The sequence below is a fragment of the Streptomyces sp. NPDC014991 genome (genome assembly GCF_043080665.1).
Lineage (GTDB): Bacteria > Actinomycetota > Actinomycetes > Streptomycetales > Streptomycetaceae > Streptomyces.
The window spans coordinates 323,283-338,356 of record NZ_JBIBVY010000003.1 but is presented as its reverse complement, the minus strand read 5'-3'; the positions used below and the strand labels follow the sequence as shown (position 1 = coordinate 338,356).

Below are 15,074 nucleotides of genomic sequence, written 5' to 3'. Positions count from 1 at the left end.
GGGGGGGGGTTTGGGCCGCCCACCTGTTGGTGGGGGCGGGGGGGGTGGTGTGCGTCTTCGGGGGGGGGGGGGGGGGGGGCGCCGGGGGGGCCCCGGGGGGGGGGGGCCCCCCCGGGGGGGGGGCCCCCCCCCCGCGCCGGGGCAGGCTCACTGGATGGCGGCGACCAGGCCGAGCACGGGAGCGGCGGGGGCGAGGACCTGCCCCACCCGGTTGAGCTGCTCCAGGTCCCGGAGGTGCTTCAGTCCCTGCATCTGGTCGGTGACCCCTGGCCCCCGGTCCTGCTCCGGTGCGGGGATGCCGGCGTCGGCGAGCGAGTCCGGCGTGGAGAGCGCGCCGAGCTTCCCGGCGAGCGGTGAGCCGGCGTCGGCCGCGTTCGCCGACGGCAGGGCGAGACCGGCGATTCCGGCGGCGAGACCGACGGCGGCGGCGATACGTCGTGTTGAGATCATGCCCTCACCAACGGGGCAGGCCCCGGCCGGACACGGGCGGCGGCCCGCGCTCACCCGTGAGGCGGACACGGCCGCTGCGCTTGCCGTGACCGTCCGGGCGGAGGAGTCTCGGAGGTGGGGTCCGTGCGGCCCGCCCCTCGTCGGGCCGCGGGCGCCTGAAGGAGGTCACCATGGGCACCGCGACGGGGTCCTCGTTCGACTCCGACACACTGCGCCGGGCCATAGAAGGGAATACCGGCAACACCCTTCTGTCGCTCTACACGGACGACGCGGAGATCCGCATCGTCGACCACAATCACCAGCCCAGCAGCCCCACGGTCCTGCACGGCCGGGGCCAGATCGCCGAGTTGCTGGACGACGTCTACAGCCGCGACATGACGCACAAGCTGGAACGGTGCGTCGTGGAGGGTGACCACGCCGCCTACAGCGAGGCCTGCGAGTACGCGGACGGCACCCGCGTCCTCTCCGAGTCGATGGTCACCCTGCGGGACGGCAAGATCGCCGATCAGCTCATCGTCCAGGCCTGGGACGAGTAGGACCCGGCCGGGAACGGCAGGCATCCCGAGGAGGACCGCGCGAATCCGGGCCGCCTCCCGGCCGGCCCGGACCCGGTGAGCGGGTCCGGAGACGGTGCGTTCGACGAGCCCGGTCTGCGCGGCCTCCCCGCCGATGCGGCGGGCGAGTGCGGTGCCGTCCAGGAGACGGGCCCGGGTCATGCTGCCCGCTGCCGGGCCGGGATCGGCTCTTTCGCCCAGGCACGCGGCAACCGTCACGGACCGCTCCCGGCACCGCGCCGTGCCTCGCGACCGTGCCGGTCGGCGCGGACCCGGCGTCCGTGACGTGCGTCCGCGTGAAGCGGAACCGCTGCCGTGAGGCCGGCGCGCAGTCCCGCCACGTCGCGCTGCCCGCCGCCACGACCACTGCCGGACTCGTGGCGGAGTTGCGCGCGCTGTCGGCGGAGCCGGGGGTGCGGGGAGTCCTGCTCCGGCACGCGGTGGGTGACCACGTCGACGAGCGGGCCGTGTTCGAGGCGATCGCCACGGGAGAAGGACGTCCACGGTGTCGTCCTCGCCTCGTTGGCCACGATGGGCTCCGGCCCGACGGGATTCGTCTCCCGCACGCCCGGCGGCATTCTGCGGCTGCTGGACGAGTACGGTGTCGGCCCGGCCTTGAAGCGGGCCGTGGTGGTGGGCCGCGGCGCGGTCCTCGGCCAGGGCGGTCGTGACCGACGCGGGCCACAGCTGGCTCACCGACACCCGACGTGGCGACGTGGAGCGGCAGTTCGAGGCGGAGTACCTGACGCCGGTCCGGCTCTCGTGGCTCCGCACGGCCGAGCGGGCGGAGGAGCCGCGAGGAGCGTACGAGGCGGTCCGGTACGGGGCGCTGCGCGGGCGGCTGCCGGCCTGCTGCGTGCCGGCTGCGCGGCGTCGGCGGCTCCGGTCCTGCTGACGCCGGCCGCCACCGCGCAGAGCCGCGGACGGCCCCGCCCCGCGGTCACCGCATGGTCAGGACCATCCGGAACCGCGCGGCGCCGGAGAGCATGCGGTCGTACGCCTCCCCGGCCTGCTCCAGCGGCACCGTCTCGGTCATCGGGCGGATGCCGTGCAGGGCGCTGAACGCCATGGTGTCCTCGACGTCCTGGGCGGTGCCGGAGGGGTGTCCGCGGATGACACGGCCGGCTCCGATCAGCTGGACCGGGCTGATGCCGAGCGGCTCGGGGGTGGCGCCGATGACCACCAGCTCGCCGCGCGGCGCGAGTCCGTCCACGGTGGCCGTGATGGCCTCGGAGTTGCCGGCGGTGGCCAGGACGACCTGCGCCCCGCCGAGGGACTGGAGCGCCTCGGCCACCGGGGTCCCGGCGGTGCTGTCGACGTAGTGGTGGGCGCCCAGCTGCCCGACGAAGCCGGCTTTCTCCGCGCCGCGGGCGATGGCCACGGTCTCGAAGCCCATCGCGACCGCGTACTGCACGCCGAGGTGGCCGAGGCCGCCGACGCCGAGAACGGCGACCAGGTCCCCCGGCCGGGCGGAGCTGCGCCGCAGCCCGTTGTACGTGGTGACGCCCGCGCAGGCCATGGGCCCGGCGTCGCTCGCCGCGAGCGCGTCGGGAATCCGGGCCAGGGCGTCGACGGGTGCGACGACCTGCTCGGCGAAGCCGCCGTCGTAGGCCCAGCCGGGGACCGCGAGCTCGGCGCAGAGGATGAAGTCACCTCGGCGGCAGGCCCGGCAGTGGCCGCAGCTGCCGCCGAACCAGCCGACCGCGACCCGGTCGCCGGCCTGCCATCCCCGGTTACGCGTGCCCTCGCCGAGCGCTTCGATCCGCCCGGCGATCTCGTGCCCCGGGACCTCGGGGAACGTGATGCCCGGCAGTCCGCCGGTCACGAAGAAGGCGTCGCTGTGACAGATGCCGCACGCCTCGACGGCGATCCGCACCTGGCCCGGGCCCGGCTGCGGGACCTCCCGCTCGGTCAGCTCGAACGCGCCGCCCTCGGTGGTCACCTGCGCGACTCGGTAGGTACTCATGCGTCCCTCCGGAGAACGTGCGACGGCCCCCCGCACCAGCACACCAGCTCCGGGCCGATCCCGCGCGCCGAACCGGCTGGGTAACGGCCGCCGCGCGTCACGTGTCGCGGGGCCGCCAGTCCTCCGGCCGGAGCATGCCCAGCAGCAGCCGGACCAGCTCGTCCACCATCTCGTCGAGGGTGGCGTCCACCCAGCCGGCGGTCCAGTCGTGCAGCAGGCCGTTGACGCTGCCGATGAAGGCGGTGGCAGCGAGGCGGTAGTCGCGGGGTGCCGCCTCCCCGCGGGCCACGGCCGCGTCCGCCTCGGCGCGGATGAGGTCGATCCAGCGGGCCCGGCGGGCCAGCCGCTGCTCCTCCAGGCGGGGGCTGACGCCGACGATCTCCACGAAGGTGATGCGGACGCGGTGCGGGTCGCAGGTGACGCCGCGGGCATAGGCCCGGAAGAGCGTGGTGGCGCGCTCGGCCAGCGGCAGGCCCTCGGCGGTGGCCAGGGCGTCGAGGACGGCCTGTTCGGCCCAGCCGTTGACCTGGAGGTGCAGGGCGGCGAGGACGTCCTCCAGGCTGCGGAACTCCTCGTAGAACTGGCGCGTGGACAGGCCGGCGGCCTGGCTCAGCGCGGCGACCGTCGTCCCCCGGTAGCCGGGGGTGCCGCCGAACAGCCGCAGCGCCGCGTCGAGGAACCGGCGGCGGCGTTCGGCCTGCCGCTCCTCGGCGGACCGGCCGCCGTAGCGTCCCGTCGGCGCCCTGAGCCTGCCCTCCACGTGTCCACCTCCGTCATCCCACCGCTCACGCAATCTTGTCGTGCACACCTCTTGTCGAGAAGGCGATCCCGTCCTTACTTTTCAGTAAGTTGACTGTGAAAGCGTGCGTGTTCAGATTCCCCCACCCGAGGAAAGAGAGCCGTCATGCCTGCTTCGAGAACCAGGCACCTGTGCTCCGTGGCCGCCGCCCTCGTCCTGGCCGCGGCCGGCCCCGCGACCGCCGCCTCCGCGGCACCCGCCGCCCCCGACAACCTGCGCGAGGTGCTGTTCGTCGGCAACAACTGGGACGGCACCGCCGACGTCATCAGGTCCACCGGCGACTTCGGAAAGGTCGGCCGCGTCGACGTCATCCCCGACAAGGACGCGCGGATGAAGGAGATCAACGCCGACCCCATCAAGTGGATCTACTTCCAGGCGATCCGCAACAGCGTCGGCGAGGGCCACGACCAGTACGCCGACGACATGTACTCCACCCCGGACGGCAGGTCGGTCGTGGTGTCCCGGCCCAGTTTCGCGGACGTCGTCTCGATCGACCTGGCCACCGGCAAGGTCAACTGGCGCTTCCCCGTCTCGGGTTACCGGGCCGACCACATGGCGGTCTCCCCGGACGGCACCCGGGTCGCCGTCTCCGCCTCCACCGCGAACACCGTGCACGTACTGGACATCACCACCGGCAGGCAGCTCGGCTCCTTCGCCACCGGCGACAAGCCGCACGAGAACGTCTTCACCCGGGACGGCAGGTACATCTGGAACATGGCCATCGGCGACGTCAACACGGCGCTGGACGACCCCGGCTGGGACTGGACGAAGGGCGACCGGCACATCACGGTCGTGGACGCGACGACGTACAAGCAGGTCAAGGTCGTCGACATGCGCCAGCGGCTGGACGCGTTCGGGCTGAAGGACTTCTCCGACGCGGTGCGCCCGGCGGTCTTCTCCCCCGACGAGTCCGAACTGTACTTCCAGGTGTCGTTCTTCAACGGCTTCCTGGAGTACGACCTCGCCACCGACAGGATCACCCGGGTGAAGGCCCTGCCGAAGAACCCGGCGACCAGCGAGGACCGCACGACCTGGGTCAACGACTCGCGGCACCACGGCATCTCGATGAACCCGGCGGGCACCAAGCTGTGCGTCGCGGGCACCATGGACGACTACGCGACCGTGGTCGACCGCGCCACTCTCCAGGAGGGCCCGCTGGTGGCGGCGTCCAAGCCGTACTGGGCGACGGTCAGCGGTGACGGCAACGACTGCATCGTCTCCGAGAGCGGCGCGGACCAGGTGACGGCGATCGACTTCGCCACCGGCAGGAAGGTGACGTCGGTCCCGGTCGGCGACCACCCGCAGCGCGTCCGCCTGGGCCACGTCCGGACCGACTGGACAGGCACCGGCGGCAGTTGACCGGCCATCGGTCCCGAGCGCTCGGGCGGTGGTTCTCAGGCGGTGGCCTCCGGGATGCCCCACTCACCCGGAGGCCACCTCGCCGTGCGTCGGAACCGTGCCGCCGCCCACGCGGCCGGCTCGGACAGGGCCGCGCCGTCGAACCAGAGGGAGCCGGCAGGGGTGGCGGGCGGCACGCCCGCCACCGTCAGGAACCCGCGGACGACGACCAGAACGGCCGGGTGAGCCGGCGCGCCCGGTGGCCGGGGACGGCTCAGCCGGGGACCGTACCGGCGCACTGGTCCGGGTCGCCGGCCACGCGCGCGTGCAGGTGCTGGTCGTGCCAGCCGTCGGCGTGCAGCAGGGCGCTGCGCTGGGTGCCCTCGTAGGTGAAACCGGCCTTGTGGGCCACCCGGCAGGACGCGGGGTTGGCCGTGGAGTGGCACAGCCGCAGCCGGTGCAGGCCCAGGTCGTCCAGGGCCCACCGGGCGAGCCGGCGGGTGGCCCGCACGGCGACCCCGGCGCCGCGGGCCTCCGGCAGCAGCCAGTAGACGATCTCGGCGGCGCCGCCCGCGAGGTCGACGTCGTTCAGGCCGATGAGACCGGCGGCCGGGCCGTCGGGCGGGGCGACGGCCCACACGGCACCGGTCTCGGCCCGCCACCGCTCGTGCATGCGGGCGATCCGGGTACGGGCGTCCGCGGGGTCGGCGACGGTGAACAGGTTCCACTGCCGGATCGCCGGATCCCGTGCGGCGCACAGCAGCGCCCCGGCGTCGTCCGCCCGCCAGGGGCGCAGCTCCAGGCCGGCGGACAGTCCGAGCACGGGCTGGCCGCGGCCGGCCATGCGGCCCGCCGGGACGACGTCGGACCTGCCGGCAGTGTCGATCATCCCGGCATCCTCGCACGGGCGGCCCGGCGCCCTCACCGGGCCGCGGGGCAGACCGTGGTGGCCTCGGTCATCGCGGGGGAAGCCGGTGCAGGGTGACCTCGGTCAGGGTTGCGTCCGTGACCGTCGCCGTGAGGTAGGTGCAGTGCGGTTGGCGGCGGCGGTCGGTCGGGGAGCCGGGGTTGAGGAGGCGCAGGCCGCCGGGGGCGGTGGTGTCCCAGGGGATGTGACTGTGCCCGAAGACCAGGACGTCCACGCCGGGGAAGCGGGCGGCGCAGCGGGCCTCGCGGCCCTGGGCGGGGCCGGTCTCGTGCACGACGGCGAAGCGCAGCCCGCCCAGCTCGGCGCGGGCCACCTCGGGCAGCCGGGCGCGCAGGTCCGGGCCGTCGTTGTTGCCGTACACGCCGATCAGCCGGCGGCTGCGGCTCTCCAGCAGGTCGAGGGTGGCGGCGTCGACCCAGTCGCCGGCGTGCAGGACGACGTCCGCGTGCGGGAGTTCGGCGAGCAGCGGCTCCGGGAGCCGCTTGGCCCGCTTGGGCAGGTGCGTGTCGGACATGATGAGGAGGCGCACGTCGTCGGCCTAGGCGGGTCGCGCGGTGAGACGGCGGAAGCCGCGCACGGTACCGAGCAGGACGGCACCCGCGCCGAGGACGGTGGCGGCCGGGTGCCGGACCAGGGTCTCCTGCCACGAGCGGGCGTGGGAGCTGTCGTCGAAGGCGCCGTGGGCGCCCCGGTCGTCGGCGCGCTCACGGTCCACCGGCTCGAAGAGGTTGTCCAGGCCGGCGGGCGGGATGCGGTCGGTCTGCTGGGAGTCGAAGCCGGTGCGGGCCAGGTAACGGTCGAGCAGGGCCGGGACGAGCCGGTTGGCCCAGATGGTGGCGGCGGTGGAGGCGCCGACGTAGTACTGCTTGCGGCGCGGGTGCTCGGCCGCGTACAGCACGCTCCGCGCGGCGACCTCGGGCTGGTAGATCGGCGCGACCGGCATGGGGTGCCGGGGCAGCCGGGAGCGTACCCACTGGAACTGGGGTGTGTTCACGGCGGGCATCTGGGCGACGGTGACGTGCACGTTGCTGCCCCGGTGCAGCAGTTCCGTGCGCAGGGCGGACGTGAAGCCGTTGATGGCGTGCTTGGCGCCGCAGTACGCCGACTGCAGCGGGATCGAGCGCTCCCCGAGCGCGGAGCCGACCTGCACGATCGTGCCCCTGTCGCGGGGCAGCATGCGCTTCAGGGCCGTGCGGGTGCCGTTGACGAAGCCGAGGTAGGTCACGTCGGTGACCCGCTCGAACTCCTCGGCGGTGATCTCCGCGAACGGCGCGAACACGGTGGAGAACGCGCAGTTGATCCACACGTCGATGGGGCCGAGCGCCTTCTCCGCGGCGTCGGCGGCGGCCTCCAGCTGCGCCGGGTCGGCGACGTCGGCCACCTGCACCAGAGGCCGCCCGCCGAGCGCGGCGACCTCGTCGGCCGCCTCCTTCAGGCCGCCCTCACCGCGCGCGACCAGGACGACGTCGGCGCCGCGCCGGGCGTACAGGCGGGCGGTGGCACGGCCGATGCCGGCGCTGGCACCCGTGATGACGACGGTGGGGGGCATGGTCCTCTCCTCTTTCGACGGGTGTCTGCCGGCAGGGGTTCCCCGGCGAGGGGCCCGTCACTCCACCCGGTAGGGTGCCGCCCCCTCCTCGACCAGGGCCAGGCCCAGTCCGGGTGGCCCGCCGGCTCCCGGGGTGACCTGCCGCCGCCGGGGCCGAGGACCCCGTCGAACAGGGTCCGTCCGATGCGGACGTGCTCGCGGACCACCAACACCGCCGTGGTGATCGACTGGAGCAAGTACTGCACCGAGCTGCCGGGCGTCGGCCCGGAGGGGCGCGCCTGCGTGGTCGAACCCGGCCCGGCCAGGCGGGTGTCCGTGCTCCCTGGGTTCGCCGATGTGCCGCCCTGTCCGGACGGGCGAGCACCCGGGTAATAGACAGGTAAGACTGAACAGCTGGGACTGGACAGTTGGTCCTGTCGGTCCTAGCCTGGCGTCATGGTCGACATCTCCGATTCCGCCGCCCGGGCCGCACGTGACCTGCGCGTGGTCTTCAGCAGGCTGCGGCGCCGCATCCGCGAGGTGGCGCGGGACGCCGACCTCAGTCCCTCCCAGGAGTCGGCGCTCACCCTGGCCGGCAAGCACGGCGCGGCCACGGCCAGCGCGCTCGCCGCCGCCGAGGGGGTGCGCCCGCAGTCCATGGCCACCACGCTGGCCGCCCTGGAGCAGCACGGGCTGGTCCGCCGCGCCCCCGACCCCGACGACGGGCGCCGCCAGCTGGTCACCCTGACCGACACCGGCCGGGCCCGTGTCGAGGGCAACAGGCAGGTGCGGGAGGAGTGGCTCGCCCGCGCCTTCCAGGACCGCTACACCGAGGAGGAGCGGCAGACGGTCCTCACCGCGCTGGAGCTGATGGAACGACTGTCACGGCCGTGACACCGAGGCCCAGCGCCCGCGCCCGGACCACCGGCTCCCCCGCCGGAGTCGACCGCCGGCGGCCGTTCGCGCCGCTGGTCCTGGGATCGGTCCTGAACCCCGTCAGCTCCTCGAAGATCGCCGTGGCGCCGGTACGATCGGCGTCGCCCTCGGGGCCCCGCCGGCGCGGACGGCGTGGCCGGTCCCCGCGCTCCGTCCGGCGACCACCGCCGGCCGGCCCGCCGGCCTTCCCGCACCTCGGCGCGCTCAGCGCGTCCGCCGCCACCGCGGCGTTCCACCCGCACCGCGCCGACACGGGCCGGGCTGCACGGCCCGGCCCTGTTCATGCCCACCGGACCAGCACTGCTGCCGGTGACGACCCTGCCCGGCCGTTCCCTCGGCCGGCTCGCCTCCCCCACCTCCGAAAGGCCTGACCGACCCATGTCGCTCACCACGCTCGACCCCCGTACCGCCCTCGTCGCGATCGACCTCCAGAACGGCATCGTGGCCATGCCCACCCAGCCCTACCCGGGCGCCGACGTCGTCTCCCGCACGGCCGGACTCGCCGACGCCTTCCGCGCCCACGGGCTGCCCGTGGTCCTGGTCCGGGTCTCCTTCGCGGCCGACTGGGCGGACGCCGTCCCCGGCCGCACCGAGCACCAGCCGCGCGGCCTCGCCTTCCCGGAGGGCTGGGACCTCGTCGTCGACGAGCTGTCCGGGCACCCCGGGGACATCCGGGTCACCAAGCACAACTGGAGCGCCTTCCACGGCACCGACCTGGACGTCCAGCTGCGCCGGCGGGGCATCACCCAGATCGTGCTGGCCGGCATCGCCACCAGCATCGGCGTCGAGTCGACCGCCCGGGACGCCTACGCCCACGGTTACCACGTCACGCTCGCCACGGACGCCATGGCCGACGCCGACCCGGGCGCGCACGAGAACAGCGTGGAGCGGATCTTCCCGCGGCTCGGCGAGAGCGGCACGAGCGCCGAGATCCTCGAACTGCTCGACAGGACCCGCGCCTGACCCACCGTCCCGGGGCGCGTCCGGGGTCGAGGGGGCCGGGGTTCAGTCCTCGCCGCGCACGATGTTGTCCTCGGTGTCCGCGCCCACCGGCTGGGCCGAGGTCCGGTCCAGGACGGCGGGGCGGCAGGTGCGCACGCCCCGCTCCCGTCGGCGGTGGGCGGTCGCCCAGCCCGTCTCCGCGTCGGCTACGGCCGGTTTCTCACTCGTCTCCGCTCGCGGGACCGGTCCGCCGGACCCGCCCGGGCCCGGGTGCGTCGCGTACCCGACCGGGTCCCCGGACGGGGCAGCGCGCAAACACCGGCGGGCCCGGCGCCGGCTCAGGTCCGGCCACCGCCACCGCCGCCGAACGATCCGCTGGAACCGGACGACCAGCGCGAGCGGCTCTGGTCGTCGGCACGCCGGGTGCCGGAGTTGCCGAGCTGGTGCGGGGTGAGCCGTTCGCCGCCCTCGGAGCGGGGCACCTCGTCGGGCTCGCGGACCTCCCGGGTCTCGTGGACCGGCCCGGACGGCGGCATCTTCGGCTGCTCGTCGGGGCGCGGCGGTGCCGGCTCGCGCTCGCGCACCTTGGCGCCCATCCGGAAGGCCCAGATGATGCCCGCCACCACGGCCACCCCGGCGACGAGGATGAGGATGTACCCGAAGACCTGAGGGCCCGAGGCTGCTTCGTACATGGCAGTGTTCATGGACGGCGGGTACCCGGCGAGACGCGCGGAATGCGCGGACCGGCACCGGTCAGCCGGTCGGCTCCCCGCACCGCGCACCGCCCGGCGGGGTCAGGTACGCTCCGCCGCCGCCTGCTCCACCTCCGCCTCGATCTCACGGCGCGGCCGGCCCGTATCCTTGGCGTACTCGCTGACCGCGGTCTGCACCTCGCGCGCCAGATCCCGCCAGGCGCGCAGGGCGGTTTCGTAGGTGCCCGACTGGACGCCCGTCATCCCCCGCTCGGCCGGCGGGCCGTAGGCGTCCCGCAGTTCCGCGACCATGGCGCGGGCCGCGTCGGCCGCGCACTGCTTCTGCACCAGTTCCTCAAAGGTGTGTGCCACACCAACCGACCCTAGGCAAGGGTCGCGGAGCGCGCCTCCCCAAACTGTCCGAACGGCTCCCCCGCGCCGCTGCCCGGCCGGCGGATCAGCCGTCGAGCACCAGGTCCGCCCAGACCTGTTTCCCACCGCTGACCGGGATGGTGCCCCAGGTCGCGGACACGGCCTCCACCAGCAGGATGCCCCGGCCGCCGGTGGCCTCCCAGCCGATGCTGGCCGGCTGGACGGGGCTGCGCGGCGAGGAGTCGGCCACGGCGAGCCGCAGCCGGTGGTTGACCAGACCGAGGTCGAGCCGGACCGGGCCGCCGGTGTGCACCAGGGCGTTGGTGACCAGCTCGGAGACGACCAGCAGGGCGGCGTCGACCGTGTCCTGGGGCACGCTCCAGGTCCGCAGGGTGCGCCGGGTGAAACGGCGGGCGTGCCGCACCGCCTCCGGCACCCGCCACACCGTCCAGCTCTCCCGCAGCGGCCGTACGGCCATGCCGTCGTAACGCATCAGCAGCAGGGCCACGTCGTCCCCGCGGTGCGCACCGGTGAGCAGGGCGTCGGCGACCAGTCCGAGGTGGGCGGGGTCGGCGGCGGCCAGTTCGCGGGCGAGGCGGTCCATGCCGGCGTCGAGGTCGGTGGCGGCGGACTCCACCAGGCCGTCGGTGGTCAGCGCGATCACCGTGCCGGGTTGCAGCCGGAGCGGGGTCATCGGAAACTCGGCCTGTCCGAGCACGCCGAGCGGCGGGCCGCCCTCGGCCTGCACCACTTCCGGGGTGCCGTCCGGGTGGCGCAGCACGGGCTGCACGTGACCGGCGCGTACGCACCAGGCGGTGCCCTGCTCGATGTCGATGTCGACATAGGCGCAGGTGGCGAACAGGTCGGTCTCCATGTCCAGCAGCAGCCGGTTGGCGTGGGCGACGACGACGTCGGGGGTGTGGCCCTCGACGGCGTAGGCGCGCAGCGCGGTGCGCATCTGGCCCATCAGGGTGGCGGCGCCCGCGTTGTGGCCCTGGACGTCGCCGATGACCAGGGCGACGTGGTTGTCGGCGAGCGGGATCACGTCGTACCAGTCGCCGCCGACCTCCAGGCCCGCCGTGGTCGGCAGGTAGCGGGCGACGGCGACCGCGCCGGGCAGCCGGGGCAGGCGGCGCGGCAGCAGGGTGCGCTGGAGCATGCCGACGAGCTCGTGCTCGGCGTCGAAGGCGTGGGCTCGCAACAGGGCCTGGCCGGTCAGGGCGGCGCAGGCGGTGAGCAGGGCGCGTTCGTCGGGGGTGAAGTCGTGCGGGCGGTCCCAGCCGATCAGGCAGGCGCCGGCCATGCGGCCGCCGGCGGGCAGGGGCAGTACGGCGAGGCCGCCGCGGCCGACGTCGGCGAGGGCGGGTTCCAGCTCGGGGCCCTCGGACCAGATCCGGGTACGGCCCTCGCGCAGCGCGGCGGCCAGGGTGGGCATGGACCGCACCGGTGCGTCGGGCCATTCGCTGCGCCATTCGCTGCGCCACACGTCGGGCCACGCCTCGGGCTGGGGCGGGTCGAGGACGGTGACCACGAGCCGGTCGTTCTCCAGTTCGGCGAGCGCGATCCGGTCGGCCCGGAGCGGCTTGCGCAGTGCGGCGACGACGGCCCGGCCGACGTCCTTGACGGTGCCGGCGGTGGTGAGCGAGGCGGCCAGGCGCTGCACGCGGGCCACGTCGGTGACGCCGGAACGCTCCGTGGAGGCGTCGGTGACGGTGCCGACGAGCCGGGCGGAGCGGCCCTTCCCGCTGAGCAGCAGCCGGCCGCGCAGCCGCAGCCACCTGGGCGGCCCGGTGGGCTGGAGGATGCGGAACTCCAGCTCGCGGTCGCCGATGGCCATGTGGTCGGCCTCGACCACGGACATCAGCGCGGGCAGGTCCTCGGGCACCGTGCGGCCGAGCAGGGACTCCACCCGGCCGTCGAAGTCCTCCCGGCTGATGGCGAACAGCCGCAGGATCGCGTCGCCGACCTCCACCCGGCCGGTGTCCATGGCCAGGCTGAAGGCGTCCTCGGGCAGCTCGCCGGTGTCGCACACGACGTCCGGTGCGGGTACGGCGACGGTGTGGGCGATCAGCTCCAGGCAGGCGCGTTCGTCGCCGTGGAAGCCGCCGGGGTGCTCGCCGACGGCCAGCAGGCAGCCGCCACCGGCCGGGCCGAGCGGCAGGGCGGCCACGGAGAAGTCGGCGGACGGGGTGCGGCGCGCGTCGGCGCAGCCGGCCAGTTCGGCGGGGCCGAGCCACTGCGGCCGGCCGGTGCGGTGGGCCTCGGCGACCGGGGACGCGCCGGTGGCCGCGTAGCCGTCCCGGAGGCCGTAGAGGGTGCGGGGCAGGCCGGCCGACTCGGCGAGGAGCAGCTGCGCGGGATCGCCGCCGGGTGTGTACACCCCGGCGAAGGACGCCCCCCCGAACACGAGGGCCTGTTCCAGGACCCGGCGGAGCCGGTCGGGGGTGGCCGGTGACGCCAGCAGCGACGCGAGGGCGGCTCCGGCCCGCTCCGGCACCGTTCTGGTTGCGCTGATCGCAGCGCCCTCACTCACCACTTCGCCATTACAGCGCGTATCGGCCGTCCGCGCAGCCCCGGTGACGTGGCTCAGGCGGCTGTCGTCCGGATGCCCCTGCTGAAGGTGGCCGTCAACGCGGCGACGGCCACCAGCACCGGGAAGACCAGCAGGGCCGTCCTCGGCTCCCACCGGGCCAGCAGTGCTCCGGCGAGGGCGGGGGCGAGGGCGCTGGCCGAGCCGGCGGCGAGCAGGAGCCCGCCGACGACGCGGCCCTGGAGATGGTCCGGGGTGACGGCGGCCTGGTGTCCGAAGAGGGCGGCGTTCGCGGTGGGCCCGAGGAACACGGCGGCGGCCAGCGGTACGGCGGCCCAGACGGTGGTGGCCAGCAGGGTGCCGACCGTCATGAGCGCGGCGGTCACCCAGCACAGCAGCGTGATCAGGACGGGCAGGCGCAGCCGGCGCTGGAGCGCCGGGGCGGCGAAGGCGCCGAGGAACCCGCCCAGCGCGAAGATCGTGCCGGCGAGGCCGACGAGGAACGGCGACAGGCCGGCGCGCCGGAGCGAGAGGGTCATCGCGAAGATCATGCCGGTGAAGGCCATGTTGAGCGGGGCGGCGACCAGCAGCAGGGCCCGCAGGAACGGATGGCCCAGCAGGAACCGCACGCCCTGCGTGGCCGACGCGACGGCGGCCGGGGGCGCCTCCTGCCGGGCCTGCTGGAGGGGCCGGCGGATGAACAGGACGGCCGCCAGGGACAGCAGGAAGCTGAGCGCGTTGCCGAGGAAGGGCAGCGCCCGGCCCAGCCCGAACAGCAGACCGCCCAGCGGCGGGCCGGCCAGCGAGACGCCGTAGGCCCGCGCCTCGTTGCGGGCGACCGCGGTGGTCAGCTGGTCGGTGCGGACCAGGTTGCGGACCGAGGCGTGCTCGGCGGTGCTGAAGACGGCGGTGGCGGCGGCGCCGGCCACGACCGCCGCGAGGATCAACGGGAGCGACGCCGTGTCCGTGACGACCGCGCATCCGAGGAGGGCGTACACGGCGATCCGCAGGACATCGCAGACGATCATGAGCCGGCGCCGGTCGAAGCGGTCGGCGAGGACACCGGCCGGCAGCCGGCACACCATCGTGGTGACGAGGCCGGCGGTGCCGACGAGTCCGGCCTGCGCCGGGGACCCGGTCCACTGCAGGACCAGCAGGGGCAGGGCCAGGTCCACCATGGCGCCGCCCAGGTCGGACAGGCACTGACCGGTCCACAGCAGGTTGAAGTCGCGGTTGCGCCACAGGCTCGGCGGCCGGCCGGTCGCGCGCCCGGCGGCATCCTCGGTGAGCGGCGGCCGGGTCACACGGGGTCCTTGGTGTCCGAGGACTCCAGGGGAGCGTCGCGGGGTGGGGCGGGTGCGGGTGGCGCGGTGAGCGGCGGTGTCGGGGGGGCCACCGACTCCTGGACGGGCGTGGTCGGGATGACGAGCAGCTTGGTGACGTTGCCGTCGTCGTCGACGACGTCCCGGACGTGCCGGAAGCCCAGCCGGCGGCACATGGCGAGGCTGGCGGTGTTCCCGGCGCCCACCATGCCGTACGCCTCGGTGACTCCCAGGTTGTCGGCGGCGTGCCGGAGCAGGCCGCGCACCACCTCGCCGCCCAGTCCACGCCCCCAGTAGCCCGGGGCGAGCGCGGTGACGAGTTCGTGGCCGTCCACGTTGCCGGTCCGCTTCACCTCGGCGTGACCGACGTACGTGCCGGCCAGCCACAGGCCCCACACGTCGAAGCGGCGTTGCGGGTACACCTCGGTGAGGATGGCGCGGAACAGCTCGCGGACCTCCGGTTCGGGTACGAGGTCCTGGCCCATCCAGCGGCACACCTCCTCGTCGCGCAGCAGGCCGACGAAGGCGTCCTCGTGCTCGGGCCGGTACGGCAGGAACTCCAGGCGTTCGGTGCGCAGGACGGGGGTCATGGCGGGCTCCTCGGAAGTGATGTGGTGCGGTGCCGTGCGGGCCGAGGGCGGTGGGGCGCCGGGGCGGGAAGGCGTGGGGGAGCGTGGGACGTGGGGGCTGGGGTGCCGGGCCGGCCTGGTGCGGCCG

General features: G+C 74.8%; 17 protein-coding genes and 1 pseudogene. 7 read left to right on the top strand and 11 right to left on the bottom strand.

What is annotated here, in order from left to right; genetic code table 11:
* Positions 1-147 precede the first annotated feature (147 nt).
* Positions 148-450 (bottom strand): hypothetical protein, encoded by a 303-nt coding sequence (locus ACF1BE_RS07875; RefSeq protein WP_392198084.1) that lies wholly within the window; start codon positions 448-450, stop codon positions 148-150.
* A gap of 170 nt (positions 451-620) precedes the next feature.
* Here ACF1BE_RS07875 and ACF1BE_RS07870 point away from each other — a divergent pair, with 170 nt between their 5' ends.
* From ACF1BE_RS07870 to ACF1BE_RS07860, 3 genes and pseudogenes are all read left to right on the top strand, one after another.
* On the top strand, positions 621-986 hold the full coding sequence (locus tag ACF1BE_RS07870; protein ID WP_392198083.1) for a nuclear transport factor 2 family protein: 366 nt from the start codon (positions 621-623) through the stop codon (positions 984-986).
* Between the two features lie 248 nt (positions 987-1,234).
* Positions 1,235-1,664: pseudogene (locus ACF1BE_RS07865) on the top strand (tetrahydrofolate dehydrogenase/cyclohydrolase catalytic domain-containing protein); the annotation flags it as partial.
* A gap of 7 nt (positions 1,665-1,671) precedes the next feature.
* Positions 1,672-1,899, top strand: coding sequence for a hypothetical protein (locus ACF1BE_RS07860; protein ID WP_392198241.1), 228 nt, complete (start codon positions 1,672-1,674; stop codon positions 1,897-1,899).
* Positions 1,900-1,944: 45 nt separating this feature from the next.
* Here the strand turns inward: ACF1BE_RS07860 and ACF1BE_RS07855 are convergent, their stop codons facing one another.
* Positions 1,945-2,970: an alcohol dehydrogenase gene (locus ACF1BE_RS07855; RefSeq protein WP_392198082.1), complete on the bottom strand. Its 1,026-nt coding sequence runs from the start codon at positions 2,968-2,970 to the stop codon at positions 1,945-1,947.
* A gap of 97 nt (positions 2,971-3,067) precedes the next feature.
* Entirely contained in the window at positions 3,068-3,730 is a 663-nt protein-coding gene (locus ACF1BE_RS07850) for a TetR/AcrR family transcriptional regulator (RefSeq protein ID WP_392198081.1), read from the bottom strand.
* Between the two features lie 144 nt (positions 3,731-3,874).
* Between ACF1BE_RS07850 and ACF1BE_RS07845 the strand changes: the two genes are divergently transcribed.
* Positions 3,875-5,128, top strand: a complete 1,254-nt coding sequence (locus ACF1BE_RS07845; RefSeq protein ID WP_392198080.1) for a YncE family protein — start codon at positions 3,875-3,877, stop codon at positions 5,126-5,128.
* Positions 5,129-5,381: 253 nt separating this feature from the next.
* Here ACF1BE_RS07845 and ACF1BE_RS07840 read toward each other — a convergent pair whose 3' ends face one another.
* The 3 genes from ACF1BE_RS07840 to ACF1BE_RS07830 all read right to left on the bottom strand — a co-directional run bounded on the left by ACF1BE_RS07840 (position 5,382) and on the right by ACF1BE_RS07830 (position 7,584).
* Positions 5,382-5,996, bottom strand: a complete 615-nt coding sequence (locus ACF1BE_RS07840) for a GNAT family N-acetyltransferase (RefSeq protein ID WP_392198079.1) — start codon at positions 5,994-5,996, stop codon at positions 5,382-5,384.
* 67 nt (positions 5,997-6,063) lie between these two features.
* A complete protein-coding gene (locus ACF1BE_RS07835; RefSeq protein ID WP_392198078.1) occupies positions 6,064-6,564 on the bottom strand; it encodes a metallophosphoesterase family protein in 501 nt (166 codons plus the stop codon).
* A gap of 9 nt (positions 6,565-6,573) precedes the next feature.
* Positions 6,574-7,584, bottom strand: a complete 1,011-nt coding sequence (locus tag ACF1BE_RS07830; RefSeq protein WP_392198077.1) for an SDR family oxidoreductase — start codon at positions 7,582-7,584, stop codon at positions 6,574-6,576.
* Between the two features lie 183 nt (positions 7,585-7,767).
* Between ACF1BE_RS07830 and ACF1BE_RS07825 the strand changes: the two genes are divergently transcribed.
* The 3 genes from ACF1BE_RS07825 (at position 7,768) to ACF1BE_RS07815 (ending at position 9,462) form a co-directional block, all read left to right on the top strand.
* Positions 7,768-7,956 (top strand): hypothetical protein, encoded by a 189-nt coding sequence (locus tag ACF1BE_RS07825; RefSeq protein ID WP_392198076.1) that lies wholly within the window; start codon positions 7,768-7,770, stop codon positions 7,954-7,956.
* 63 nt (positions 7,957-8,019) lie between these two features.
* Positions 8,020-8,457, top strand: a complete 438-nt coding sequence (locus ACF1BE_RS07820; protein ID WP_392198075.1) for a MarR family winged helix-turn-helix transcriptional regulator — start codon at positions 8,020-8,022, stop codon at positions 8,455-8,457.
* Between the two features lie 420 nt (positions 8,458-8,877).
* Positions 8,878-9,462 carry a hydrolase gene (locus ACF1BE_RS07815; protein ID WP_392198074.1) on the top strand — a complete coding sequence of 195 codons (585 nt, stop codon included), beginning with the start codon at positions 8,878-8,880 and terminating at the stop codon, positions 9,460-9,462.
* 317 nt (positions 9,463-9,779) lie between these two features.
* On the opposite strand, the gene ACF1BE_RS07810 is transcribed toward ACF1BE_RS07815, so the two are convergent.
* The 5 genes from ACF1BE_RS07810 to ACF1BE_RS07790 form a co-directional block, all read right to left on the bottom strand.
* Positions 9,780-10,133: a DUF6479 family protein gene (locus ACF1BE_RS07810; protein ID WP_392198232.1), complete on the bottom strand. Its 354-nt coding sequence runs from the start codon at positions 10,131-10,133 to the stop codon at positions 9,780-9,782.
* 102 nt (positions 10,134-10,235) lie between these two features.
* Complete coding sequence (locus tag ACF1BE_RS07805) at positions 10,236-10,505, bottom strand: hypothetical protein (RefSeq protein WP_392198073.1); 270 nt, start codon at positions 10,503-10,505, stop codon at positions 10,236-10,238.
* 85 nt (positions 10,506-10,590) lie between these two features.
* On the bottom strand, positions 10,591-13,038 hold the full coding sequence (locus ACF1BE_RS07800) for a SpoIIE family protein phosphatase (RefSeq protein WP_392198072.1): 2,448 nt from the start codon (positions 13,036-13,038) through the stop codon (positions 10,591-10,593).
* 53 nt (positions 13,039-13,091) lie between these two features.
* A complete protein-coding gene (locus tag ACF1BE_RS07795) occupies positions 13,092-14,339 on the bottom strand; it encodes an MFS transporter (protein ID WP_392198071.1) in 1,248 nt (415 codons plus the stop codon).
* Positions 14,336-14,947, bottom strand: coding sequence for a GNAT family N-acetyltransferase (locus tag ACF1BE_RS07790; RefSeq protein WP_392198070.1), 612 nt, complete (start codon positions 14,945-14,947; stop codon positions 14,336-14,338). Before ACF1BE_RS07790 ends, ACF1BE_RS07795 begins: the two co-directional genes overlap by 4 nt.
* Between the last annotated feature and the right edge of the window lie 127 nt (positions 14,948-15,074).